Origin of the sequence: Aeromonas sp. Y318-1 (genome assembly GCF_027706125.1) — a bacterium.
Classification (GTDB): domain Bacteria; phylum Pseudomonadota; class Gammaproteobacteria; order Enterobacterales; family Aeromonadaceae; genus Aeromonas; species Aeromonas hydrophila.
On sequence record NZ_JAPDCM010000003.1, the window covers coordinates 392033 to 415025 of the forward strand.

General features: G+C 63.6%; 21 protein-coding genes. 3 read left to right on the plus strand and 18 right to left on the minus strand.

The window, feature by feature from the left end; genetic code table 11:
* Positions 1-3: 3 nt before the first annotated feature.
* The 15 genes from OKB87_RS06670 to mshI form a co-directional block, all read right to left on the minus strand.
* Positions 4-876: a PilW family protein gene (locus OKB87_RS06670; RefSeq protein ID WP_270826898.1), complete on the minus strand. Its 873-nt coding sequence runs from the start codon at positions 874-876 to the stop codon at positions 4-6.
* Positions 876-1445: a prepilin-type N-terminal cleavage/methylation domain-containing protein gene (locus tag OKB87_RS06675; protein WP_270826899.1), complete on the minus strand. Its 570-nt coding sequence runs from the start codon at positions 1443-1445 to the stop codon at positions 876-878. Before OKB87_RS06675 ends, OKB87_RS06670 begins: the two co-directional genes overlap by 1 nt.
* Entirely contained in the window at positions 1432-1935 is a 504-nt protein-coding gene (locus OKB87_RS06680; RefSeq protein WP_270826901.1) for a pilus assembly FimT family protein, read from the minus strand. The genes OKB87_RS06675 and OKB87_RS06680 overlap by 14 nt, the downstream gene beginning before the upstream one ends.
* Positions 1936-1994: 59 nt before the next feature.
* Positions 1995-2426, minus strand: a complete 432-nt coding sequence (locus OKB87_RS06685) for a prepilin-type N-terminal cleavage/methylation domain-containing protein (protein WP_270826902.1) — start codon at positions 2424-2426, stop codon at positions 1995-1997.
* Positions 2427-2440: 14 nt separating this feature from the next.
* Positions 2441-3112, minus strand: a complete 672-nt coding sequence (gene mshB, locus OKB87_RS06690) for an MSHA fimbrial major subunit MshB (RefSeq protein WP_017408812.1) — start codon at positions 3110-3112, stop codon at positions 2441-2443.
* A gap of 77 nt (positions 3113-3189) precedes the next feature.
* Positions 3190-3651: a hypothetical protein gene (locus OKB87_RS06695; RefSeq protein ID WP_270826903.1), complete on the minus strand. Its 462-nt coding sequence runs from the start codon at positions 3649-3651 to the stop codon at positions 3190-3192.
* A 224-nt stretch (positions 3652-3875) separates the two neighbouring features.
* Positions 3876-5096 (minus strand): MSHA fimbrial biogenesis protein MshG, encoded by a 1221-nt coding sequence (mshG, locus tag OKB87_RS06700; protein ID WP_039212863.1) that lies wholly within the window; start codon positions 5094-5096, stop codon positions 3876-3878.
* Positions 5097-5149: 53 nt separating this feature from the next.
* Positions 5150-6859 carry an MSHA fimbrial ATPase MshE gene (gene mshE, locus OKB87_RS06705; protein WP_011704368.1) on the minus strand — a complete coding sequence of 570 codons (1710 nt, stop codon included), beginning with the start codon at positions 6857-6859 and terminating at the stop codon, positions 5150-5152.
* Between the two features lie 32 nt (positions 6860-6891).
* Positions 6892-7986 (minus strand): MSHA fimbrial biogenesis protein MshN, encoded by a 1095-nt coding sequence (gene mshN, locus OKB87_RS06710; RefSeq protein WP_270826904.1) that lies wholly within the window; start codon positions 7984-7986, stop codon positions 6892-6894.
* Positions 7983-8873, minus strand: coding sequence for an MSHA fimbrial biogenesis protein MshM (gene mshM, locus OKB87_RS06715; RefSeq protein WP_101616907.1), 891 nt, complete (start codon positions 8871-8873; stop codon positions 7983-7985). Before mshM ends, mshN begins: the two co-directional genes overlap by 4 nt.
* 77 nt (positions 8874-8950) lie before the next feature.
* Positions 8951-10627, minus strand: a complete 1677-nt coding sequence (mshL, locus tag OKB87_RS06720; RefSeq protein WP_270826905.1) for a pilus (MSHA type) biogenesis protein MshL — start codon at positions 10625-10627, stop codon at positions 8951-8953.
* Between the two features lie 70 nt (positions 10628-10697).
* Positions 10698-11024, minus strand: a complete 327-nt coding sequence (mshK, locus tag OKB87_RS06725) for an MSHA fimbrial biogenesis protein MshK (RefSeq protein WP_016349155.1) — start codon at positions 11022-11024, stop codon at positions 10698-10700.
* Positions 11017-11664: an MSHA fimbrial biogenesis protein MshJ gene (mshJ, locus tag OKB87_RS06730; protein WP_011704364.1), complete on the minus strand. Its 648-nt coding sequence runs from the start codon at positions 11662-11664 to the stop codon at positions 11017-11019. Before mshJ ends, mshK begins: the two co-directional genes overlap by 8 nt.
* Positions 11664-12257 carry an MSHA fimbrial biogenesis protein MshI1 gene (mshI1, locus tag OKB87_RS06735; protein WP_045790842.1) on the minus strand — a complete coding sequence of 198 codons (594 nt, stop codon included), beginning with the start codon at positions 12255-12257 and terminating at the stop codon, positions 11664-11666. Before mshI1 ends, mshJ begins: the two co-directional genes overlap by 1 nt.
* A gap of 100 nt (positions 12258-12357) precedes the next feature.
* Positions 12358-13221, minus strand: a complete 864-nt coding sequence (mshI, locus tag OKB87_RS06740) for an MSHA fimbrial biogenesis protein MshI (RefSeq protein ID WP_017408803.1) — start codon at positions 13219-13221, stop codon at positions 12358-12360.
* 69 nt (positions 13222-13290) lie between these two features.
* Here mshI and OKB87_RS06745 point away from each other — a divergent pair, with 69 nt between their 5' ends.
* On the plus strand, positions 13291-14238 hold the full coding sequence (locus tag OKB87_RS06745) for a 1-aminocyclopropane-1-carboxylate deaminase/D-cysteine desulfhydrase (protein WP_077095795.1): 948 nt from the start codon (positions 13291-13293) through the stop codon (positions 14236-14238).
* Between the two features lie 75 nt (positions 14239-14313).
* On the opposite strand, the gene OKB87_RS06750 is transcribed toward OKB87_RS06745, so the two are convergent.
* Positions 14314-16242 (minus strand): RNase E specificity factor CsrD, encoded by a 1929-nt coding sequence (locus OKB87_RS06750; protein ID WP_039212856.1) that lies wholly within the window; start codon positions 16240-16242, stop codon positions 14314-14316.
* 546 nt (positions 16243-16788) lie between these two features.
* Here OKB87_RS06750 and OKB87_RS06755 point away from each other — a divergent pair.
* A complete protein-coding gene (locus OKB87_RS06755; RefSeq protein WP_270826908.1) occupies positions 16789-18318 on the plus strand; it encodes an EAL domain-containing protein in 1530 nt (509 codons plus the stop codon).
* Between the two features lie 161 nt (positions 18319-18479).
* On the plus strand, positions 18480-19577 hold the full coding sequence (locus OKB87_RS06760; RefSeq protein ID WP_270826911.1) for a calcium:proton antiporter: 1098 nt from the start codon (positions 18480-18482) through the stop codon (positions 19575-19577).
* Between the two features lie 141 nt (positions 19578-19718).
* On the opposite strand, the gene hutH is transcribed toward OKB87_RS06760, so the two are convergent.
* Complete coding sequence (gene hutH / locus OKB87_RS06765) at positions 19719-21251, minus strand: histidine ammonia-lyase (RefSeq protein WP_270826913.1); 1533 nt, start codon at positions 21249-21251, stop codon at positions 19719-19721.
* Positions 21252-21255: 4 nt separating this feature from the next.
* Positions 21256-22965, minus strand: a complete 1710-nt coding sequence (gene hutU, locus OKB87_RS06770) for a urocanate hydratase (RefSeq protein WP_270826914.1) — start codon at positions 22963-22965, stop codon at positions 21256-21258.
* Positions 22966-22993 lie beyond the last annotated feature (28 nt).

A 22993-nucleotide genomic window follows, 5' to 3' on the forward strand; every position in this document is an offset into this window, starting at 1 on the left:
GGCCTAGGGTACATTGAGCGTCTCCAGCTTGTGGCTGAAGAGGACGCGCTCGCCGCGCTGCTCAAGCTCCAGCCGCAGCCCCACCTCGTTCTGGCTGAAGGCGGCAGGCTCAAGGTAGAAGTAATAGGGCGCAGGGCGGATATGCTCGGCCATCAGTGCCGGCGTGATCCCGTGGAAGTCAGTGCCTATGGCGGCGCTGGCCCGGGTCAGGACGGCATTCGTCACGCAGTAACGCACCTGCTGACGGGAAAAATAGATTCGCTGCCCCGGTGACTCCCTGGCGAAGGAGCCATCCACCGTCAGCGACAAGGCTCCCGAGACCGGGTTCCCCACCGAAATAACCCTGGCCACGCACTTGCCATGAAGACAGCCCTCGGCCAGGGTGAGAGCCGGATCGGCAAGGGGATAGACGATGGCCAGGTCCTTATCCCGTGGCCGCTCGTCCGGCACCACTATGGTGAGCCCGGCGCTGGCCGCGGAGCCCAGATAACGGCTGGCGGTGGCGATGGGCCAGAAGCGCAAACAGGCCCCCTGATCCAGAGGATTACCCGCCTCATCCTCGATGCGCACCGAGCCCGGCACCGCATCGCGCAGCTCGCGGTTAAGCCGCTCTATGGCGAAGCGGGCATCACTCATCAACTGCTCCCGGCGGCTGGCATCCCCGTAAATCTGGGTGCCGATGCCGATAAACTGGCTGGAGAAGGTGGCCATGACCCCGAGCAGCAGGATCACCATCACCAGCTCCACCAGGGTGAAGCCCCGTCCTCGCCCAGGTTGGGCGCAGGTTCGATTAGCGAAGCCTAATCGGACGCGGTGACGGGGTGTGGTAACAACTGCGTCATCGGACGCGGCATACCGGGAATGCGGCTTGTCCATCAGTAGTTCCCCCGATAGAGGGCAAAGGCCAGCTCGCCCCCATCCGGCAGCCGCACGGTCAGGCCGACGCGCTTGCCGATGGATTCGGCCCCCAGGCCCGGGCTGCCGAACAGGGTATCCGGGGTAACGGCGATCCTGACCTGATAATGGCGATATTCCTGATCGCTGACGCCCTCGGCATTCGTCTGGGTAAACTGGTTGGCGTCCACCCAGTTGCCTGCGGTATCGAAATCATCCACGTCGCTGAAGGCGTAGGGGCGGGTCTCACCGCCATCCGGACCGTAATCGGCGCCGGGGGTGCAGGCGGGATAGATCACGGGAGGCGTACCTACGGTCTCGCCGCAGCGAAAACGGCCGCCATTGTGATCCGAGTGTTCATCGAAGGATTTTTGCAGCACCTCGTTCAAAATCCGCTGGGCCAGCTGGGCGGCCCGCACCTGCTGCACCGGATCCACCGCCTGGGGAGCCTGATTGATCAACAGCCCCAGGATGCCGGTCAGAGCCACCGCCAGCAGCACTATGCCGACGATCAGCTCGATCAGGGTAAAACCGCGCTCAGGGGCTCTCATGGATATAGCCCTCTGACTCGATCCTGATTGCCCCCGTCTCTTGACCATCGCTCACTTGCAGTGTGCATCCAGTTACTGTGGGGCAATCCCCCAGTGGCCGCCCTAATTGATCAAACCGGATTACAAAGCTGCTGTTGTTATTAAGAGAGATAATCATACCGGCAGAAGGCGTGACCGGGCGGCCACGGGTGCGCTGATTGTCGCTCCAGCCGGTCATGGGGCCGGGAACTGGGCATGCCGCACCGGTAACCGCCAGCGTGATATGGGCAAACCGGGAAGCCTCCACCACCAGCTGGGTACAGCGGTCGACGGGTTCATGCATGTTGATGGTCTGCACCAGCCGCAGCCGGGTCAGCAGCTCATCACGAAGGGTTTGGGTTTCAAAGCCGCCTTTGCCCAGCAATTTGGGCACGGCAAAGGCGGCCAGAATCCCTAGCAACAGGATCACGATAACCAGTTCAATCAAGGTAAAGCCCTTGGTTGCAGTCATGGGATTTCTCATCAGGGAAAAAAGATAAAGCGAGGCCGAAGCCTCGCTTTATCAAACAATCAGTTACCACAACCACTGACATCAACACTAAAGGGATCACTCTCTGATGCCTCATTGTATTTGACTTGGCAATTAGCATTATTGCCTGCAGCAGCAGGCTTGAAGGTCCCTTTGGATGCAGATACTTCATCCCATCCATCTAAGGTAACTACGCTTGCAATGGTATCTGCTGTCGGATAGCCAAACTTAGCCTTAACAGTAGTTCCCGCAACAGATACAGCAGCAGAAGACTTTTCGATACCCTGAATTGCAGCTTTGCTGTAAACCAGGTTGGCCGCACTTTGCAAGGATGCCTTAACCCCATCAGCAGCAGCCTTGCGGGCATCATCCTGCAGATTCAGGAACTTGGGAGCAGCGGTCACTGCCAGGATACCCAGAATGATGATCACGATGACCAGTTCGATCAGGGTAAAACCCGCCTGTTTTTTCATATTACTTTCCTCTGTCAATTGATATTGGTGGTCACCTGACCGGAAGCCGGACGGTAACTGAAACTCATGAATGCATCAGTACTGCCTTGCGGATCCTGATACTTGCCATCACTACCCTTACTCAAACTATTGACCAGATAGTAGCGGCAGACCGAGTCCAGGCCGTTATTGGTCACACTGACATAGTATTTCAGGTCATTGCCGCTACCACGCACCTCGCTGAAGCTGGCGGTAGCCTTGGGCGGGTTCTGCAGCAGACCCTCCCAAATCTTGAGACAGCGCGGGGCCGTCAGGTTGGCCGGATCCACGTCGATGCCGCCACCGGCCGAGGTATCCATGGGATAGCCGGGCGACAGCTCGCCGTTGCTGACCTGGGTGTCGGTCGGCGTGGTCAGATAAAAGCGTGAACCGTCATAGAGCACGGTATTGAGGCTGTCCTGCTTGGCGCGCCCTTCGGCCTCCCATTGAGCCCGCACCAGCGACACGCCGGTGGCAAACCCGCCGGAGACCCCCTCCACACTGGCTTTCTTGGCTTCGTCCGTGACATCGAGAAAGCGGGGCAAGGCGGTGACCGCCAGGATCCCCAAGATGACGATGACGATCACCAGCTCAATCAACGAGAAACCCGCCGCCCGATGGGGACTCGCCACACCGGAATATCTTGGTACCAGTCGCGTTGTTGTCATGGACCCTCCGTAATAACCCGCATTATTTCATGCAGATATAAAAAAATCATTTAGCTGAATCGCAAAAAAAGCCTCATTCAGGGCTTTTGGCGCACTCTGCCGTCAGAAAATTGATAAATCAGCCAATTATTCTCCCAGCCGAACTCGCACCCTTCGCCATCCAGGCTCGCCAAGGCCTGCACCGGCGGCTGGGTCGACGCTGCCGTACCGATGAGTTGCTCCCACAGCCAACGGCAGTTTTCCGACGGCGTCATCACTGTACCGGCACCCAGTGGCCAGCCCCGCTCATCAAACTGCCAGGCCATCCCATCGACATGCAGCACGGCGGGACGCCGCTGATCGAGCCAGAGCCCATGCAACCTTTGTGCGCGCTCGGCAAATTGTTCCCCCAGCAGGGTCAGGCTGACGGCCAGCGCCTCCTCCCGGTGGACAAGATAGCTCCGGGCCAGGGTCGCCACCATGATCAGCAACAGGATCCCCACGGCCAGCCGCCGATAGCTCCCCAGCCAGTGATCATCCTGTTGTGACTGTCGACTCACCCATCTCGCTCCACGCTCTGCCGCTTACCCATACCGCCCGCCTCGTTGACCGGTTATTTGCCGCGCACGGCCCACATCATGTCCCGCCTCAGTGACCGTAGAGATACCGGTTACTTGCCGCGCACGGCCCACATCATGCCCCGCCTCAGTGACGGTAAAGATACCGGTTACTTGCCACGCACGGCCCCCATCATGCCCCGCCTCATTGACCGTAGAGATACCGGTTACTTGCCGCGCACGGCCCGCATCATGTCCCACATCGGCGTGAAGATACCCAGCGCCAGGATCAATACCATGACCGCCACGATCCCGATCAGGATCGGCTCGATCCGGGCGGTGAGGCTCTTGAGGTCATAGTCCACCTCCCGCTCGTAATACTCTGCTGCCTCGTGCAACAGATCATCGACCTGGCCGGTCTCTTCCCCCACCGCGATCATCTGCATCACCAGCGGGGTGAACAGACCGCTACTGCCGGCGGTACGCAGCAGGCTCTCGCCCCGCTCGATGCCGGCCCGCATGTCGCGGATCCGGCCCGCCATCCAGGCGTTGTCCACCGCATCGGCCACCAGGCTCAGCGCCGTGTTGAGCGGCACCCCGGCCTTGAGCATCATGGAGAAGCTGCGGGCGAAGCGGGCCAGCAGGGAGCGCTCTATGATGGTGCCGACGATCGGCAACTTGAGCTGCCATCTGTGCCAGGTCAGCTTGCCCTTGACCGTGCTCACCCAGCGCCGCCAGCCGAACACCATGGCCAGCAACACGCCGAGCATTACCCACCAGTAGTGCACGAAGAAGTGGGAGGTGGCGAGCAGGATCCGGGTCGCCAGCGGCAGCTCGACGCCAAATTTGGCGAACATGCCGGCAAAGACCGGGATCACCATGATGTTGAGGATCACCATGGCGATGCCGATGGCAATCAGCACGAAGCTGGGGTAACGCATGGCGGTCTTGATCCGCTTGCGGGTTTCCAGCTCCAGCTCGAAATAGTTGGCAAGCTGCAAGAACGCCTCTTCCAGCTGACCCGTGTTCTCCCCCACGTGGATGATGGCCACGAACAGGCTGCTGAACACCCTGGGATGGGCCTGCATCGAGCTCGACAGCGGCCGGCCGTTGCCCAGATCCTCTCCCAGCGCGTGCAGCGCCCGCTTGAGCGGCTTGCTGTGGGCACTCTCCTCCAGCCCAGCGATGGCGCGCAGGATGGGGATGCCGGCCCGGGTCAGGGCATACATCTGGCGGCTGAACACCACCAGTTCGTCCAGCCGTACGCCCCGCTCCAGCAAGAGGGACCAGTCGAGGGCGGCCGCCTTCGCCTTGCCGGGTTTCAGCTCGGTCGGCATCACACCGCGGCGCATCAGCTGCTCGGCCGCCGCCATCTCGGTGGCTGCTTCTACCACGCCGCTGACGGCATTGCCCTGGCTGTCGCGCCCCTTGTAGGCGAAGCTGCTCATGGAGTGCCTCGCGCCAGCCGGCCGTGTTCATTGCCGATGAAGTTGGTCATCACTTACCCCAGGTCCTCCGCCAGCCGCAGCACCTCGTCCACCGAGGTGATCCCCTGGCGAGCGTAATCGAGTGCGGTCAGCGCCAGCGGCCGGTAGTGCGGGTGCTGGCGGGCCGCCTTGGCAAACCCTTCGGCGTCGTTGCGGCGCAGGGAGTCCATCATGGGCTGATCCAGCTCCAGCAGCTCGTACACCCCGATCCGGCCGGCGTAACCGGTGAAGTTGCAGCTCTGGCAGCCGCGCCCCTTGTGATAGACGTGCTGGCCAGGCGCTTCGCCGGAGAGCACGGTCAGCCAGGTGGCCTGGCCTTCATCCGGCGCCTTCTCCTCGACGCAGTGCTCGCACACCCGCCGCACCAGCCGCTGGGCCACCACCGCCCGCAGCGCGCTCGCCACCAGATAGCCGGGAGCCCCCATGTCGATGAGGCGCAGGGCGCTGGTGACCGCATCGTTGGTGTGCAGCGTGGTCAGCACCAGGTGACCGGTGATGGCACCGCGCAGGCCGATCTCCACCGTTTCGTTGTCCCGCATCTCGCCCACCAGCAGGATGTCCGGGTCCTGACGCAAAGTGGAGCGCAGCACGTGGGAGAAGGTGAGCCCGATCTTGGGATTGACCTGTACCTGGTTGACCCTGGGCAGCCGGTATTCCACCGGATCTTCCACCGTGATGATCTTCTGGCTGGCCTGGTTGAGCTCGGAGAGGGCGCCATAGAGGGTGGTAGTCTTGCCGCTGCCGGTCGGCCCTGTCACCAGGATCATGCCGTGGGGTCGCTTGAGCTGACGCCGGAAGCGGGTCAGGATCTCCGGCGGCATACCGGTCTCGGTCAGCGACAGGATGCCGGAGGATTGGTCCAGCAACCGCATCACCACGGATTCGCCGTACTGCACCGGCATGGTCGACATCCGCACATCCACGTCGCGGCCGCGCACCTTCATGTTGAAGCGGCCATCCTGCGGCAGCCGCTTCTCGGAGATGTCGAGGCCGGCCACCAGCTTGAGGCGCAGTACCAGCGCCTGGGCGATACGCACCTCGCTCAGGATATTCTCGTGCAAGATGCCGTCTATGCGCTGGCGAATGCGCAGCACCTTCTCGTCCGGCTCGATGTGAATATCGGAGGCCCCCACCTGCACCGCATCCTCGAACAGGGAGCGCAGCAGCTTGGCCACCGTCGCCTCCCCCTCGTCACCCGCCCCCAGATTGCTGGAGCCCAGCTCGAAGCCAGCGTCCTGATACTCCTCGTGCAGCTGTTCGGCGAAGCTCTCTATTTCGCGGGTGCGACGATAGAGGCGGTCGAAATACTCCAGCAGCTGGCCTTCCCGCGCCACCGCCAGCCCCATCTCCCGCGGGCGCAGCAGCGCCGCAATGGCATCGAGGGCGCTCAAGTCGGCCGGATCCGACATGGCCACCGTCACCTTGTTGTCGGTGAGGTTGACCGCCAGTGCGCGATAGCGGCGCGCCTGCACTTCCGGCAGCAGCGGCACCGCCGACGCATCTATGGTGAGGTTGTTGAGATCGAAGAAGGGCACATCCAGCTGGCGGGCGAGGAACTGCAGCAGTTGCACCTCGCTGATGAAGCCGAGATCGATCAGGGTGGTGCCCAGCTTGCGGCCGGTCTGACGCTGCTGCTGCAGGGCGAGCTGCAGCTGATCATCCGAGATGATCTGCTCTTGTACCAGCAGGTCGCCGAGGCGCATTTTCAGTCTGGGTTGTGCCATGCAAACTCCAAAAAAGTGATCCCGGCCGCCCGTCAGGGGGCGAGCTGGGCAATCCGCTGTTCGAGCCAGCTGGTCGACGCCTCGCCCAGATTGCCGTGCAACTGGGCATTGCGATAGGCATCCAGCGCCCGCTGGCTGTGGCCCTGACCATCTTCGGCCACGCCGAGTCCGAGCCACCAGCGACCCTGATCCGGCTGCTGGCGCAACAATTTCACGTAGAGATCCGCCGCCTCGGCATGCTGACCCAGCTCCTGACTGAGCCCGGCCCAGGTGGCGTAATAATCCAGATTGCTGGCCAGATCCGGTCGATGGCCGGTCAGCCAGCCGAGCGCCTTGAGCTGATCGCCGCCGCTGATGGCGAGCCGCGCCAGCAGCAGCCGGAAATCGGCCTGTTCGGGATCGAATCTGAGCCCCTCTTCCAGCAACTGGCTCGCCTCGCTCAGCCGCCCCTCGCCGTAGAGCAGGCCCGCCAGCTGTTCGCGCGCCCCCTGATTGCGCGGGTCGTGGGCCAGCACCTGATAGTAGTTGTCCTGGGCATCGCGCAGCTGCCCCTTGGCCATGGCGGTGGTGGCCTTGCGCTCGGCCAGGGTGGCCAGTTCGGCCTCGGAGAGGTTGACCGTCTCTATCTTGAGCACACCGGGCTTGCGCGGCGCGGCCGCGGGGGCCTCCTGCTCCGCCGCGAGCTCGGCATAGAGGTCAGGTTGCAGCTCCTCGTCGCTCGGCCCCTCCTCATCGATGGCGGCCACATCTGCGTCATCGGCTGCGCTCTCTTGCGCCTGCTGCGGCTCGGCGGCAGGCGGGGCGGCAAGGTGGCGCGGGGTTGGCAGCGCCACCACCTGATCCACCGGCTCTTGTTCTGCACTGGCCGGCACCGCTGCGGGAACCGCGCGGGCGATGGCGTCCGGTTTGGGCTCACCGGCCGCCTGCAGCTGGCGGGCCTCGACAACCCGCTGGTTCTGCTGCCAGTAGATCCAGGTACGCCAACCCAGAATGCCGAGAGCCAGCCCGCAGATCAGGGTCAGCAGCATCCACCAGCCCTGCTGGCGCACGGGTGGCACATAGACGGCACCCTCGCTCCCCTGCTGGCGCTGTTCCAGATCCTTGAGCATCTGATTGATCACGCTCATTGCCAGACTCCATAGGCGAGGGCGCAACCCAGCAGCAGCACGAGAGGCCACCAGCGTCGCGGCACCAAGCGGCGGGCATCGTCGGTGTCGCGCACAGCCAACCGCACCAGCCGGCTGTCGATCTGGCGCGCCCCCTGGCCATAGGCCAGCATCAGGCACTTCTGCGCCAGTATGTTGATGAGTCGCGGAATGCCGCGCGAGGCGCGCCACAACTGGCGCAGCGCCCGGCCGCCAAACAGCGGGGCCCCGCGATAACCGGAAATCTGCAATCTGTGCTCCAGGTAGGCCCGGGTTTCATCGAAACGCAGCGGCCGCAGGCAGTAGGAGAAGCCGATCCGCTGGCGCAGCTGGCGCAGATGGGGCTTGGCCAGCCTGGCGTCCAGCTCTGGCTGGCCGAACAGCACGATCTGCAGCAGCTTGCTCGATTCGGTCTCCAGGTTGCCAAACAGCCGGATTGCCTCCAGCGTCTCGTCCGGCAGTGCCTGCGCCTCGTCGATCAGCACCACCACCCGGCTCCCCTGCTGATGCAAGGCGATCAGGTGGCGATGGATGCGATCGGTCAGGTCCAGCTCGCTCTGATCCCGCACCGCCAGTCCCAGCTCCAGCGCCAGGGCGATACGCAGCTCGGCCGGGTTGAGATGGGGGTTGGGCAGCCAGGCCAGACGCACCGGCCGCTCCTCAGAGCCCAGCTCGCTCAGCAGCTTGCGGCAGAGCAGGGTCTTGCCGGTGCCGACCTCGCCGGTCACCTTGATGAAGCCCTCCCCCTGCGCCAGCGCCCAGTTGAGCACCTGCAGCGCCTCCTCGTGCGGGGGCAGCCCGTAATAGAAACCGGTGTTGGGGGTGAGGCCGAAGGGCGCCTCCTGCAAACCGAAGTGGTTCAGGTACATGGGCAATCCCCTGCCCTCTCTGCCCGGGAGCCCGTGATGCCCCCCGGCAAGTGATCAAACCGGTCCAGGATCATGACTCAGCCCTTGGGCGGATACCATTTGTCGAGCAGCTCGGAGGAGCGCTGCAGTTCGTTCTGCCAGGTGTCCTTCTCCACCACGGTCGGCTTGAGCAGGATCACCAGCTCCACCTTCTTGGTGCTTTCCCGGCGGTTGGTGAAAGCCTCGCCGACCCAGGGAATGTCCCCCAGCAGCGGCACCTTGCTGACGATCTCCTGCTTGTCGGTCTTCATCAGGCCGCCGATGACGATGATGTCGCCGTTGTTGGCCTGCACCACGGTATCGGATTCGCGGATCGAGCTCTTGGCCAGCGGCAGCTCAAGCTTGCCACCTGTGGTACCCATGTCGATCACCTTGTTCTGCTCTTCGGTGTCGATGACGGAGGGGTGGATATGCAGCAGCACCTTGCCCTCTTCGTCGATCTGCGGCGTCACGTCCAGCGCGATGCCGGAGAAGAAGGGGGTCAGCTCCACATTGGGGGTCTTGTCGGACACCCCGGACGAGTTGGTGGTGATGGTGGTGGAGGCGTTGGTGACGAAATACTCGTCGGTCCCCACCTTGATCACCGCCTTCTGGTTGTTGGTCGCCGTCACCCGCGGGCTGGAGAGGGTATTCACGTCCCCCTGGGTCTTGAGCAGGTTGACCGCCACGTTGAAGTTGCCGTCGGAAATCTTGAAGCCGGCCCCGCCGCCCAACGCGCTGAAGATCTGGTTGGGGGTGGTGGGCAGTTGGGATGGCGCTGCCGAACCACCGCCGGTAATGCCCTTGTTGCCATCCCAGCTGGCGGAGAGACCACTCCAGTCTACCCCCTGCTCGTAACCCTCGTTGAGGGCCACTTCCAGGATCCGCGCCTCCAGCACCACCTGGCGCTTCAAGTGGCTCTCTGACTGATTGAGGAACTCGCGCACCGCCTTGAGCTCCTTCGGATAGGCCCGAATGGTCACCAGGCCCGCCTGTGGGCTGGTGATGACGGCGCGGCCGTCGCCGCTGCCGATCAGGGTCTGCAGGGTGTCGCGCAGATCGGTCCAGTAGTCGCTGTTGGTGTCGGTCTCGATGCGGGTGCCGTTGCTGTCGCTGTTCGAGCTGCCGTTGGAGGAGCGGTTGCTGTTGCTGGTGCTGTTGTTACTGCCGTTGGCATTGTCAAAGCTGTTGCTGTTGCCATTGTTGTCGTTGGCCGTCACCCCGCCGGTGCTGACCGAGGTGCGGGAGAGGCCGCGCCGGGACATCATCAGGTAGTTGACCGGAATGGTCTCGGTGCGCAGACCGGCCGGATAGACGTGGAACACGTTGCCCTTGCGCTGCACGTCGAAGCCGTACATGTCGCCCACCACGGCCAGCACTTCGGTCAGGGTCACATCCTTGAGCTCGACCGAGATCTGGCCCGCCACCCCGGGGTGCACCGCCACGCTGTAGCGGGAGCCCTTGAACAGGGAGCCGAAAAACTCCACCGCATCCACGTCGTGGGCGGCGATGCGCAGCCGCGCTTCCGGCATGCTGATGGCCTGGGGCGGACGATTGAGCTGCAGCAGTTCGCTCTGTACCGACTTGGGTACGCTGGTCAGCGCCCCGCCCTTGTTCTGTTCGGTCATGGCATGCCTGAGTGCGTCCTTGGCCTGCACGGGTTCGGGGTGCCGGTAGCTGGTACAGCCTGCCATCAACACGGCGGCGGAGATCAGGCAGAGATGATGTTTTTTCATGTAATAAGTGCACCCTGACTTGCAATTGAACTCGACAAACCTGGCTCCGCCCATCCCGGGTGGAGCGCGTTCAGATCCGGACCTTGCTGGCAAACAGGGTCAGCGACTGGCGCTTGCCCCCCTTCTCCAGCACCACGGCATCTGCACCTATGGCCACCACGCGATAACCGTCGACCTGCTGGCCGACCCGATAACTGCTGCCGTTGAGCACCGCCAGTGCCGGGCCATTGCCCAGCATGATGCTCTGCAGCCTGGGCAGACCGGCCTCGCGCTGGCCGGTTGCACTGGCGCCGCTGGTCGCGCCGCTCAAAGGCGCGGTGGGGTCCTGCAACAGCTCGGGCTGCGCCTGGGCCAGCAGACTGAACAGACACGCCCACAGGGGGAACCATCTAGCCACGGATAAACTCCTTGCTGGTGCTGAGGGTGTAGATCTCCATCTCCACTACTGCCTTGGGATACTCCTGCACCTGGTAGTCAAACTGCTTCCAGTAGAAGTGGCGCGGCAGCCCCTCCAGCGCCTTGAGATACTGATACACATCGAAATAGCCGCCCTCCAGCTTGAGCCGGATGCCGTGCTTGAACAGGTTGATGCGCTGCTCGCCCGCCATCAGCGGCTCCGGCGTCAGCGAAGTGAGTGCCACCATGTGCAGATTGGCGGAGCGCGACAGCAGGGCCTCCAGCACGGCCGGCATCTCGTGGGCTTGGATCAGATCCACCGTCTGGGCCTTCAGTTCGGCGTCCAGCTTGCCCAATTCGCCATCCAGCTGTGCCAGCTGGGTACGCACGTGCAGATCCGGATCCCGCGCCAGTTTGGCCTGCTTGCCCTGGTTTTCGAGATCCATGATCTCCAGATCCCGCTGGGCAGTGCTCAGCGCCAGCCGCTCCTGCTCCAGCCGCACTGCGGCCCCATCCAGCCAGCCATAAATGGCAACGGCGCCAACCACGACCACCCCGGTCAGCAGGATCAGTACTCGCTCGCGCTGGCTGAGGGCGGCGATCTTGTCGGCCCAGGCCTGCCACTGCTCTTTCAGGCTCATCAGGGCTTCTCCCGCTCGATACCGCTGAGCTGGAAGGCCAGCCGGCCCTCCTTGTCACGGCTTAACGTCAGCTCACCAAACTGCTTGCCCGCCAGCGACGGGGTCTGCTTGAAACGATTGACCCAGGCCGGCACATCCTGGCTGCGCCCGGCGAAGCCGGACAGGTTGACGTAGCCGTCGGCGATCTCGATCCGTTGCAAGGAGAGCTGCGGATCGCGGATACGGGACAGATCGGCCATCAGCCCGGCATAACCCTGGGATTTTTGCAGCGCCAGGCTGCCCAGCTGCCGCATCAGGCCCTGCTTGGCGGTCAGCTCCTCCTGCTTGGTAGCAAGCTGTTGTTGCAGCAGGCCATCGGCCTGATGGCGGGCCAGCTCGGCATCCAGCCGCTGCGCCTCGCCGCGCTTGATCTCAAGCGCCGCCCGCACCTGCACCAGCTCGCGCTCGACAGCGTGTTGCTGCCAGGCGATGACGCCGGCGGCGCACAGCAGCAACAGCACGCTGCCGCCCCATACCAGCGCCATCTGGTTGAGGCTGGCCCACTGCCGTCTGGGCCGAAACTCGGCGCCGTAGAGGTTGATCTGGCGTTTCATCAGGCATCCTCCCCCAGGACAGTTTCATAGGCCGAGAGATATTCGATGCCAGACAGTAATTCGGACTTGCTGGCCTTGGCAGTCGACATGGCAAGCGCGCTCATTGCTCACCTCCCAGGGCGGCGGCATAAGCCGAGAGATATTCCACGCCGGACAGGATCGCCTTGTTGGCCATGGCGGAGACGGCAAAGCCGAAGGTCTGCTCCATGTGGCGCACCAGGGTACCGATGAAGGGCGAGGCGATGGCGAGCTGCATCTGGCCGAGTTCCGGCAGTTTGAGCTGGCCCACCAGGTAATCGAGGGAACGCTGGATCTCCAGCGCCAGCGAATCGAGCAGCATGGCGTCAGGCTCATGCTCGCCGGTGAGGGCGCCGAAACCGCGCAGCTGGCGGGAGAAGCAGAGCCCGCCCTGATGGAACACCAGCAGCTGCAGATCCTGCCCCTTCGGCTGCCACAGCAGCATGCGCACCGTCTGATCCGGCTCGTAGAGCGCGGTCATCGCCAGCTCGTCGCTGACGATGGCGTCCAGGCTGGCGATGCCGTTGACCGCATCCGCCAGCTGCTGCACCCGCGCCTTGGGCACACAGATCACATTGATGCGCGGCCGGCCCGCCGGCGGGGTGGGCAGATCCACATAATCCATGGCGAGCTGCAGCACGGATTCACTGACGTAATCCTTGATCGCCCAGGGCAGGGCTCCGGCCATTTCGGCATCGGGGACGGCGGGCTTGTCGATCTGGACCTGTTGATAAAGGCTGGCCGCGAGGGCGACTCGCACCTTAGACTTGGCGAGGCCGTGGCGGCTGAACAGCTCGGCCATGGCCTGGGACCACTCTTGCGGGCCATTGATGGCGCGGGTGGCGAAGATGGGTGGGTTGCCGAGCGAAGCCAGCATGATCCGATCGCTGGCCAGCAGGAGTCCTACCTGACGGCTGGGGGTCGAACGTCTGAAAAGTTGTTTCATTGAAACCCGCACCTGGCTGCCCAAAACGGATTAAACCTTAGCATAAACAGAGCATTAGCCTCCAGATAAATGACCGATTACTCATTGTCACCCCACTCGCCCCCGATGGCGCTACCGCCCCTGCCGCCCGCCCTGTTGCCCTCGCCGCTGCAAGCTGTCTCGCATCCGCTGCTGAGCGCCCATGGAGTCCAGCTCTGGTGCAAGCGGGACGATCTGATCCACCCCGCCATCTCGGGCAACAAGTGGCGCAAACTCAAGTACCACCTGCTGCATGCCAGAGAGCAGGGCAAACGCCATCTGCTCTCGTTTGGCGGCGCCTACTCCAATCACATCCATGCCCTGGCGGCAGCGGGGTGCCAATCTGGCCTGCGCACTACCGGCATCATACGCGGGGAGCCGGAAGCCGTCAGCAACTGCACTCTGAGCGCGGCAAAAGGCTGGGGCATGGATCTCGTTTTTGTTGACCGCCAAAGCTACCGGCGGCGGCAGGATCCCGCCTGGCTGGCCCAATTCGAGGATGAAGAGACCCTGATAGTGCCGGAAGGGGGCAGCAGCCCGCTGGCCATTCCCGGGGTGGCCGAGCTGGTCGATGAAGTGCCCTTCTCGCCGGATCTCTGGGTGCTACCCTGCGCCAGCGGCGGCACCCTGGCCGGGCTCATCGCCGGCAAACAGGCACCGCAGCAGATCCTCGCCATCGCGGTACTCAAGGGGGGCAGCTTCATCGCCGACGAGGTGCGCCGCCTCCATCCCGCTGCCGCCGACACGCCCGGCTGGCGGATCGCACTGGATCACCACGACGGCGGCTATGCCAAATTCAGTCCGGCACTCTGGCAGTGGGTACAGGCCTTCAGCGCCGAGACGGGCCTGCCGCTGGAGCCCATCTACAGCGGCAAGGCGATGTGGGGGCTGTTTCGCGAGCTGGCGGCAGGCCACATCCCGCGCGGCAGCAAGATCGTCTTCATCCACACCGGTGGCATGCAGGGGCTGGCGGGGCTGAGGGAGCAGGGGCGTCTGTGACAGCGTGCCGGGCGCAATACCGGCGCTGAGCCACAAAAAAGAGAGGGTCGCCCAGGCGACCCTCTCTTGCATCCATCAGGCGCCGGCCGGCTCCAGCACCAGCCGTTCCGGCTCGGCGAACCAGGGGCCCTGCCCGGCGTGCACCCCGAGGTGGCGCAGCATCTTCCACTCGTCACCGCTCTCCACCCCCACAGCGATGACCCGGGTGCGGGTGTTGGCACAGCCTCCCACCAAGCTGCGCACCGCCATCTGGTTGACCTGGCGGGTATGGATCTCGCGCACCAGGCTGGGGTGCAGCTTGAGGAAGTTGATCTCGAACTCCTTGATGTACTGGGTGCTCACCACATCCTGGCCGGCGTGATCGATGGCCAGCTGGCAGCCCAGCATGCGCAGTGCCCGCAGCGGCCGCTTGAGCGCCTCGTAGTGGCGGGTGACCTGAGCCTCGGAGAGTTGCAGGATCAAGCGCTCGTTGGTGCTGCGCGGCAGCTGGAACAGGTCGAAGAACAGCCAGCGCTGGAACTCCCGGTGCAGCAGGCTCTGGGCGCAGAGGGTCAGGCTGATGGGGCAGCTCTGTTCGGAGCGCTGGCGGAGCAGACCGAGGGTCTGCTCCGCCACCAGCCGATCCAGCGGCAGCAGCAGCCCTGCCTTCTCCGCCATTGGCATGAAGACGCCGGCCTGCAGCTCTCGCCCCTGCTCGTCGTGGATCCGGATCAGCAGATCCTGCTGCAACACCACCTGATCCCGCTCCTGCTGCACCGGCTGCACATAAAAATCGATGCCATGCTCCTCGATGCGCCGGCCGATCAGGGTACGCCAGCGTACCGTGCCCTTGCTGCTCTGCTCCTCGTCCAACTGCTTTTCGTAGAGGAACCAGCCGGTGTGACCCTGCAGCCGCGCGCTCTTGAGCGCCAGCTCCGCCTCCTCCTGCACCTTGAGCAGGGAATCCTCGGCCTGATAACAGACGGCGCCGAGATAGACGGCAGTGTCTGGATTGACCGCCTCGGGCCAGTGCAGTCGCTGCAGGCTCTTGTGCAACTGGCCGGCGCCATCCACCATCTCGCTTTCCGACATGTTGGGCAGCAGCACGGCAAACACCTGGCCGGCATAGCGGGCCTGCAGGGCGCCGTTGTGCTTGCGCACGAAGGCGGCGATGGAGGCACTCGCCTCCATCAGCAGATCCTGGCTCTGGCGGCCGTTCAGCTCGGGATCCAGCTCCTCCAGGCCGGCCAGCTCGATCAGCAGCACGCCGCCGCTCATCACGCTCGCCTCCATGATGGCGCTCTCCAGCCGGTTGTCGAAAAACAGCCGGTTGCCGATGCCGGTCATCTTGTCGACGAAGGCGTTGCTGCGGATGAAGTTGTCGAAGCGGCTGCGCTCCTTGCGGGCATCCGCCAGCTCGGCCAGCAGATAGTCGAGGGCCTGACTGGCCGGCTGCGGCCACTCGTCGGCCGGATCATGGGCCAGCTTGGTGAGCTTGTTGTCGAGGATCAGCTGGGCGCGCTCGGCCAGCAGCTCGGCCCCCCGCAACTGCAACCGCAGCCAGCGGATGGAGTACCAGAGGCCGAACACCACGATGAAAACGCCAAGGGAGATGCCGGACATCGCCTTGATGGAGTACTCGAACTCCTTGAACGGCCGCTCCAGCTTGAAGTCTGCCTGCATGCCCGGCTGATGGGGCATGGGCTGGTGATAGGGGATCAGCAGGCTCTCGTCGGTCGGCTGCTGTACGTCGCGAAACCAGTAGATCCGCTGCTTGTCCTGGCGGATCTCCAGCTCCACCACGTGGGCCGAGCGCAGCAGGGTCGGCAGCCAGCGGGTCAGATCCTGATGATCGTCGGCCACCTCCAGCTGCTTGTCGATGATCTCGACCAGCGAGTTGACCTTCTTCTGTTGCATCTCCATGCCCAGCTCACGAAAGCTGAACACCCCGCCAAGCAGCACCATGGCCATGGCCGCAATGACGCACAGGGTGATAAACGAGACAAGCTGAGTGGTCAGTTTCATGTACCTTTCCGTATGCCCGACAACATCCATGTGGCTTCATCGTATCAGCCAACCTCGAAGCGCGCCTATGGACGAAGATCCCGCTTCTGGAATTAAGCGGGCGAGCATACCCAAACCGGTACGAGAACACCAAGCCCCGGGCGGGGTGACGGCCAAAAAATGACGGATGACGGGAAGAAACAGGAGGAAACTCAGTGCACTGGCTGAACGACGGGCAGAAAAATGGTCCCACAAAGGGGACCAAAAGAAACACTCATATCAAAACTAACACTCTGTGCTACTGACAAAAAAACAGATACAGGAGTATTGAACACACGGTGAGTCAAACCGCACGGCTACTCTAGCCACTTCAGATAAGCTGGACAATTGTCATTTATGACAGGTCAGCGATTGAATCTTCAGCAACTCACTTTATAAAACCATTATTTATCAGCACATTATAAATTCACGCCACAAGTGTGATCGGTTCCGCTCAAATCGATTCAGCTAATGCACTATGATGATGCCACCCATATGCATCCCATCCCCACATCAGGCAGGTGCACCTTGCGACCCATCTCCCCCCTCTGGCTCAGCCTGCTGCTGTTCTGCCTGCCCCTGCTGGCCAGCCTGCCCATCAGTCAGCTGCTCGGCGGCCCGCTGGCCCATCAGTTGCTGCAAGAGAAGAAGATGGAGGTCGAGACCGCGTTGGCGGAACGCCACCGTCTGCTGGACAACAACATCCGCCATCAGCTGACCCGCTTCCAGTTTGATTGCGGACGTCAAGACATGACCCTGCTGCGGGACCCCCGTTACTACAACAGCCACATCCGCATCCAGGGGATCCTGCTCGCCAACGGTGGTGGCTGTTCCAGTCTGGGACTGGATCTGCCCTTCACCCCGGCCGAACTGCCGCCCTACACCAATCAGGAGCAGTTCGGGATCGCTGCCACCCAGGCCCGCTTCCACACCGAGCAGGAGCTGGTCGCCTACTACCGCACCGGTGGCAACATCGTCTACTGGGTAATGAACAACAGCTGGAGCCATGCCTTGTTGCAGACCCCTTGCTCCAACTGCTTCTATCTGGAGTTCGGCCAGCAACAGCCAGGGGCATCAAGCCCGATCTTTCCCCGCGGTGACAGCAGCATCAAGCAGGAGGAGGGCAGCCAGAGCCTGAGCTTTTTCGACCCCAATCAGGAGATCAGGCAGACCCTGTGGGCAGGCCGGGCGCTCGAACACTACGCCCAGCAGCAGGCCCGCCACGATGGGCTCTGGCTCGGCGCCGCCGTGGGCACCCTGCTGGTCGCCGCCTACTGGGGGCTACGCAACTATCGGCGCTCGCTCAAGGGGTTGCTGCAGGCCGGGCTGGCACGGCGCGAGTTCGTGCCCTTCTATCAACCCGTGGTCGACAGCCGCAGCCAGCAGGTGGTCGGCTTCGAGGCGCTGCTGCGCTGGCAGCGTGGCGGCGGCCTGATCCCGCCCGGCGCCTTCATCGACTATGCAGAGGAGCAGCAGCTGATCCTGCCGATGACCAGCCAGCTGCTGGAAAGGGTCATCGCGGATCTGCCCAGGCTCGCCCCCGGCCAATGGGTCAGCGTCAACATAGTGGCCGCCCACCTCGAGCACCCGCATTTGCGCAACCTGCTGTTGCAGCACGGCTGGCCCTCTCCCGCCCAGCTCACCTTCGAGCTGACCGAACGCAAGCCCATCACCGACATCAAGACTGCCGTCATCGAGATCACCGCCCTGCAACAGCAGGGCTACCACTTCAAGCTGGATGACTTCGGCACCGGTTACGGCGGCTTCGCCTACCTGCAACGGCTCGGCATCCGCCAGATCAAGATCGACAAGATGTTCGTCGACACCATAGGCACCGACGACCTCAAGCGCAGCGTGCTGGATGCCACCATCGCCTTCGGCCGCGAGTCGGGCATGGAGATGATCGCCGAAGGGGTCGAGCGCCAGGAGCAGGTCGACTATCTGCAGCAGCACGGCGTGCACCTGATCCAGGGCTATGTCTATGCCCCGCCCATGGCGCTGACCAAGTTGAAGATCTGGCTGCTGGCCTGGTATCAGAACCACACGGGTGAGCGCTGATACACACTGCCGAGGCCGACCGCTCATATTTTGCAACAAAATGATTTTCCCTTGAGCGGACAACTCCCCTTATCATGAACAGGCACGCCACCTCGTGTGGCGCCGCCACCCTGTTCCTTACCCGTCGGCTCACGCCGCCCTGATGATGAGAACCATTGCCTATGAAGTCATTTATCCGGCAAGAGATTGCCCTGCCCGTTGGCCTGCTCACCCTGCTCTTTTTCAAGACGCTCGGCAGCGACCTGCTGACAGAGGCCACTCCGCTCGGGATTTATCTTCCTGTCTCGGCGGTGCTGCTTGCCATCGTCACCTGGGCCATCTTCTCGGTGGTGCGCCACTCGGATGCCCTTGCCATCAAGCTTGGCGAGCCTTTTGGCACCCTGATCCTCACCCTGTCGGTCATCTCGCTGGAAGTGGTGATGATCTCCTCGGTCATGCTGACCGGCGAACCCAATCCGGTGATGGCCCGCGACACCATGTTTGCCGTGGTGATGCTGGTGACCAACGGCCTGGTGGGCTTCACCCTGCTGTTCGGCGGCTGGCGCTACCACACCCAGAGCTTCAATCTGGACGGGGTCAAATCCTATCTGGTGGCCATCATTCCGCTGGCGCTGCTCTGCCTGGTGCTGCCCAACTTCACCGAAGGGGGCAACATCGGCAGCATGTCGAGCGCCATGTCCTGGATGCTCATCATCATCTCGGTGCTGCTCTATGGCGTCTTCCTGCTGATCCAGACCCGCAGCCACAGCCACTTCTTTGTCGACAGCGACCATGAGGATTACGAAGAGCACCACGGGCCGCTGCAGAGCAACGTCTACCACACCCTGTTGCTGCTCGCCTATCTGGTGGTGGTGATCCTGCTGGCCAAGACCCTCGCCATTCCCATCAACCACGGGGTCAAGGTGCTGGCGGCGCCGCCGGCGCTGGGTGGCTTCATCGTCGCCTGTATCGTGCTGGCCCCCGAAGCGGTCGGCGCCATCAAGGCGGCCTTCAACAATCAGCTGCAGCGGGCCATGAACCTCTACTTCGGCTCGGTGCTGGCCACCATCGCCCTCACCGTGCCTGCGGTGCTGTTCATCGGCGCCATGCTGGGACAGGAGGTGCGCCTGGGCCTCTCCGCCGCCGACATGGTGCTGCTGTTCACCACCCTCATGGTGTGCAAGGTGACCTTCAGCAGCGGCCGCACCAATGTGCTGCACGGGGCCACTCACCTGGTGCTGTTCGTGGTGTACCTGTTCCTGATGTTCGAGCACGAATAACCGCGCACCAACCGCAGCAACAAAAAGACCGCCCGATGGGCGGTCTTTTGTTATCTGCTCCGGGATCTCACGGACGCCAGAGAAGCGGCTTCCCCCTCATCCCCTACCCTTCTCCCGCCAGGGGAGAAGGGTGAGCAGGGCTTACAGGCTCGGCAGCACGCCGGCCGGGAGCAGGTCGTTGTAGCTGGCGCGGCCCAGCAGGGCGGCGGCCGCCTCGATGTCCGGCGCAAAGTACCTGTCCTTGTCGTAGAAGCTGACCTCTTCCCGCAGCCGGCCCTTGGCCAGCTCGATGAGCTCGGTGCTGCGCAGGGGGGCACGAAAATCCAGCCCTTGCGCTGCCGCCAGCAGTTCCACCGCCAGAATGCCGCGGGTGTTCTCGGCCATGTCAGCCAGTCGACGGCCGGCGAAGGTGGCCATGGAGACGTGATCCTCCTGGTTGGCAGACGTCGGCAGGCTGTCCACCGAGGCCGGATGTGCCAGGGTCTTGTTCTCGGAGGCGAGCGCCGCCGAGGTGACCTGGGCGATCATGAAACCGGAGTTGACGCCGCCGTTGTTGACCAGGAAGGCCGGCAAACCGGACATCCGCGAGTCGATCAGCAGCGCCATGCGCCGCTCGGACAGCGACCCTATCTCGGCGATGGCCAGCGCCAGGTTGTCGGCGGCGAAGGCCACGGGTTCTGCGTGGAAGTTGCCGCCGGAGAGGATGTCTTCATCCTCGGCAAACACCAGCGGGTTGTCGGAGACCGCGTTGGCCTCGCACACCAGCACCTCGGCCGCCTGGCGGATCTGGGTCAGGCAGGCGCCCATCACCTGCGGCTGGCAGCGCAGGGAGTAGGGATCCTGCACCTTCTCGCAGTTGTGATGAGACATGCCGATCTCGCTGCCATCCACCAGCAGGTGACGGTAGCAGGCGGCTGCGTCGATCTGGCCACGCTGACCGCGCACCGCGTGAATGCGGGCATCGAACGGGCGGCGGCTGCCAAGGGCGGCCTCCACGCTCATGGCGCCGATGGTGATGGCACCGGCGTAGAGATCCTCGGCGTGGAACAAGCCTTCCAACGCAAAGGCGGTGCTCGCCTGGGTGCCGTTGAGCAGGGCCAGCCCCTCTTTCGGTGCCAGCGCGATGGGCTCCAGCCCGGCAATCTTCAGGGCCGTGGCGGCATCGATCAGCTCGCCAGCGTGGCGGGCCTTGCCCTCCCCGATCAGCAGACAGCTCATGTGGGCCAGCGGCGCCAGATCGCCGGAGGCGCCGACGGAGCCCTTCTTCGGCACCACCGGGTAGACTTCGGCGTTGATCAGCCGCATCAGGGCCTCCAGCACCACCAGCCGGATGCCGGAGAAGCCGCGCGCCAGCGAGTTGAGCTTGAGCACCATCATCAGCCGCACGGTGGCGTCATCCATGTACTCGCCAATCCCTGCTGCGTGGGACAGCACGATGGAGCGCTGCAGCTCGTCCAGCTGCTCCACCGGAATGCGGGTGTTGGCCAACAGGCCAAAGCCGGTGTTGATGCCGTACACCACCCGGTTTTGCTCGATCACCTTGGTGACCACGGCGGCGGAGGCGTGGATCCCCGCCAGAGCGGCGGGATCCAGTGAAACGTGTACCAGCTCGCGGCTGACGCGGCGCAGGGTGGCAAGATCCAGCTCGCCCGGGGTAATAGTCAATTCAAACATGGTGTTACACCTTTCCTTTGACACCGTTGGCGCCGTCAATCATCGGCAGATCCAGTTTCGCCTCGTGGGCGCAGTTGATGGCAATCTCGTAGCCGGCGTCGGCGTGACGCATCACCCCGGTGGCCGGGTCGTTGCGCAGCACCCGACCGACCCGCTTGGCGGCGTCATCGGAGCCGTCACAGACGATCACCACGCCCGAGTGCTGGGAGAAGCCCATGCCGACCCCGCCACCGTGGTGCAGGGAGACCCAGGTCGCGCCGCCGGCCGTGTTGAGCAGGGCGTTGAGCAGCGGCCAGTCGGAGACGGCATCGGAGCCATCCATCATCGACTCGGTCTCGCGGTTCGGGCTCGCCACCGAGCCGGAATCCAGGTGATCGCGGCCGATGACGATGGGGGCTTTCAGCTCGCCATTCTTGACCATCTCGTTGAAGGCCAGGCCGAGGCGTACCCGATCCTTGACCCCGACCCAGCAGATCCGCGCCGGCAGGCCCTGGAAGGCGATGCGCTCGCGAGCCATGTCGAGCCAGTTGTGCAGGTGAGGATCATCGGGGATCAACTCCTTCACCTTCTGGTCAGTCTTGTAGATATCTTCCGGATCGCCGGAGAGCGCCACCCAGCGGAACGGGCCAATGCCCTCGCAGAACAGCGGGCGAATGTAGGCCGGGACGAAGCCGGGGAAGTCGAAGGCGTTTTTCACCCCCTCCTCCAGCGCCATCTGGCGGATGTTGTTGCCGTAATCCAGCGTGGCGGCACCGCGGCTTTGCAGGGTCAGCATGGCTTCCACCTGACGGGCCATGGAGTGGCGGGCGGCGACGTTCACCTCCTGGGGCGCGGATTTTTGCAGCGCGCGCCACTGAGCCACGCTCCAGCCCTGCGGCAGGTAGCCGTGCACCGGGTCGTGGGCCGAGGTCTGATCGGTCACCACGTCCGGGGTGATCCGGCGGGCCACCAGCTCGGCGAACACGTCGGCGGCGTTGCCGAGCAGGCCGACGGAGACGGCGCTGCCGCTCTGCTTGGCCTCTTCGATCATGGCCAGCGCCTCATCCAGGCTGTGGGCCTTCTTGTCGACGTAGCGAGTACGCAGACGAAAATCGATGCGGGTCTCGTCGCACTCCACCGCGATCATCGAGAAGCCGGCCATGGTGGCGGCCAGCGGCTGGGCGCCCCCCATGCCGCCGAGCCCGCCGGTCAGGATCCAGCGCCCCTTGGGCTCGCCGTTGAAGTGCTGGTTGGCCACCGCGAAGAAGGTTTCGTAGGTGCCCTGCACGATCCCCTGGGTACCTATGTAGATCCAGGAGCCGGCAGTCATCTGGCCGTACATCATCAGGCCCTTTTTATCGAGCTCGTTGAAGTGCTCCCAGTTGGCCCAGTGCGGCACCAGGTTGGAGTTGGCGATCAGCACTCGGGGCGCGTCCTTGTGGGTCTGGAACACCCCGACCGGCTTGCCGGATTGCACCAGCAGAGTCTGATCCTCCTCGAGCCGGGTCAGCACCTCGACGATCTTGTCGAAGCAGGCCCAGTTGCGGGCGGCACGGCCGATACCGCCATACACCACCAGCGACTGGGGATGCTCGGCCACCTCGGGATCCAGGTTGTTCATCAACATCCGCAGCGGCGCTTCGGTGAGCCAGCTCTTGGCGGTCAGCGTGGTGCCGCGCGGGGCGCGGATCACGCGATTGGGATCATGACGGGGATCCTGGTGTTGCTGGGACATATACACTCCTTGTTTATCGATGCAGCAG

What these genes read in the sequence shown, in the direction of transcription:
- OKB87_RS06670 (WP_270826898.1), bottom strand. Translation starts at nt 876, where the DNA reads ATGGACAAGCCGCATTCCCGGTATGCCGCGTCCGATGACGCAGTTGTT.
- OKB87_RS06675 (WP_270826899.1), bottom strand. Translation starts at nt 1,445, where the DNA reads ATGAGAGCCCCTGAGCGCGGTTTTACCCTGATCGAGCTGATCGTCGGC.
- OKB87_RS06680 (WP_270826901.1), bottom strand. Translation starts at nt 1,935, where the DNA reads ATGACTGCAACCAAGGGCTTTACCTTGATTGAACTGGTTATCGTGATC.
- OKB87_RS06685 (WP_270826902.1), bottom strand. Translation starts at nt 2,426, where the DNA reads ATGAAAAAACAGGCGGGTTTTACCCTGATCGAACTGGTCATCGTGATC.
- mshB (WP_017408812.1), bottom strand. Translation starts at nt 3,112, where the DNA reads ATGACAACAACGCGACTGGTACCAAGATATTCCGGTGTGGCGAGTCCC.
- mshG (WP_039212863.1), bottom strand. Translation starts at nt 5,096, where the DNA reads ATGAGCAGCTTCGCCTACAAGGGGCGCGACAGCCAGGGCAATGCCGTC.
- mshE (WP_011704368.1), bottom strand. Translation starts at nt 6,859, where the DNA reads ATGGCACAACCCAGACTGAAAATGCGCCTCGGCGACCTGCTGGTACAA.
- mshN (WP_270826904.1), bottom strand. Translation starts at nt 7,986, where the DNA reads ATGAGCGTGATCAATCAGATGCTCAAGGATCTGGAACAGCGCCAGCAG.
- mshM (WP_101616907.1), bottom strand. Translation starts at nt 8,873, where the DNA reads ATGTACCTGAACCACTTCGGTTTGCAGGAGGCGCCCTTCGGCCTCACC.
- mshL (WP_270826905.1), bottom strand. Translation starts at nt 10,627, where the DNA reads ATGAAAAAACATCATCTCTGCCTGATCTCCGCCGCCGTGTTGATGGCA.
- mshJ (WP_011704364.1), bottom strand. Translation starts at nt 11,664, where the DNA reads ATGAGCCTGAAAGAGCAGTGGCAGGCCTGGGCCGACAAGATCGCCGCC.
- mshI1 (WP_045790842.1), bottom strand. Translation starts at nt 12,257, where the DNA reads ATGAAACGCCAGATCAACCTCTACGGCGCCGAGTTTCGGCCCAGACGG.
- mshI (WP_017408803.1), bottom strand. Translation starts at nt 13,221, where the DNA reads ATGAAACAACTTTTCAGACGTTCGACCCCCAGCCGTCAGGTAGGACTC.
- OKB87_RS06745 (WP_077095795.1), top strand. Translation starts at nt 13,291, where the DNA reads ATGACCGATTACTCATTGTCACCCCACTCGCCCCCGATGGCGCTACCG.
- OKB87_RS06750 (WP_039212856.1), bottom strand. Translation starts at nt 16,242, where the DNA reads ATGAAACTGACCACTCAGCTTGTCTCGTTTATCACCCTGTGCGTCATT.
- OKB87_RS06760 (WP_270826911.1), top strand. Translation starts at nt 18,480, where the DNA reads ATGAAGTCATTTATCCGGCAAGAGATTGCCCTGCCCGTTGGCCTGCTC.
- hutH (WP_270826913.1), bottom strand. Translation starts at nt 21,251, where the DNA reads ATGTTTGAATTGACTATTACCCCGGGCGAGCTGGATCTTGCCACCCTG.
- hutU (WP_270826914.1), bottom strand. Translation starts at nt 22,965, where the DNA reads ATGTCCCAGCAACACCAGGATCCCCGTCATGATCCCAATCGCGTGATC.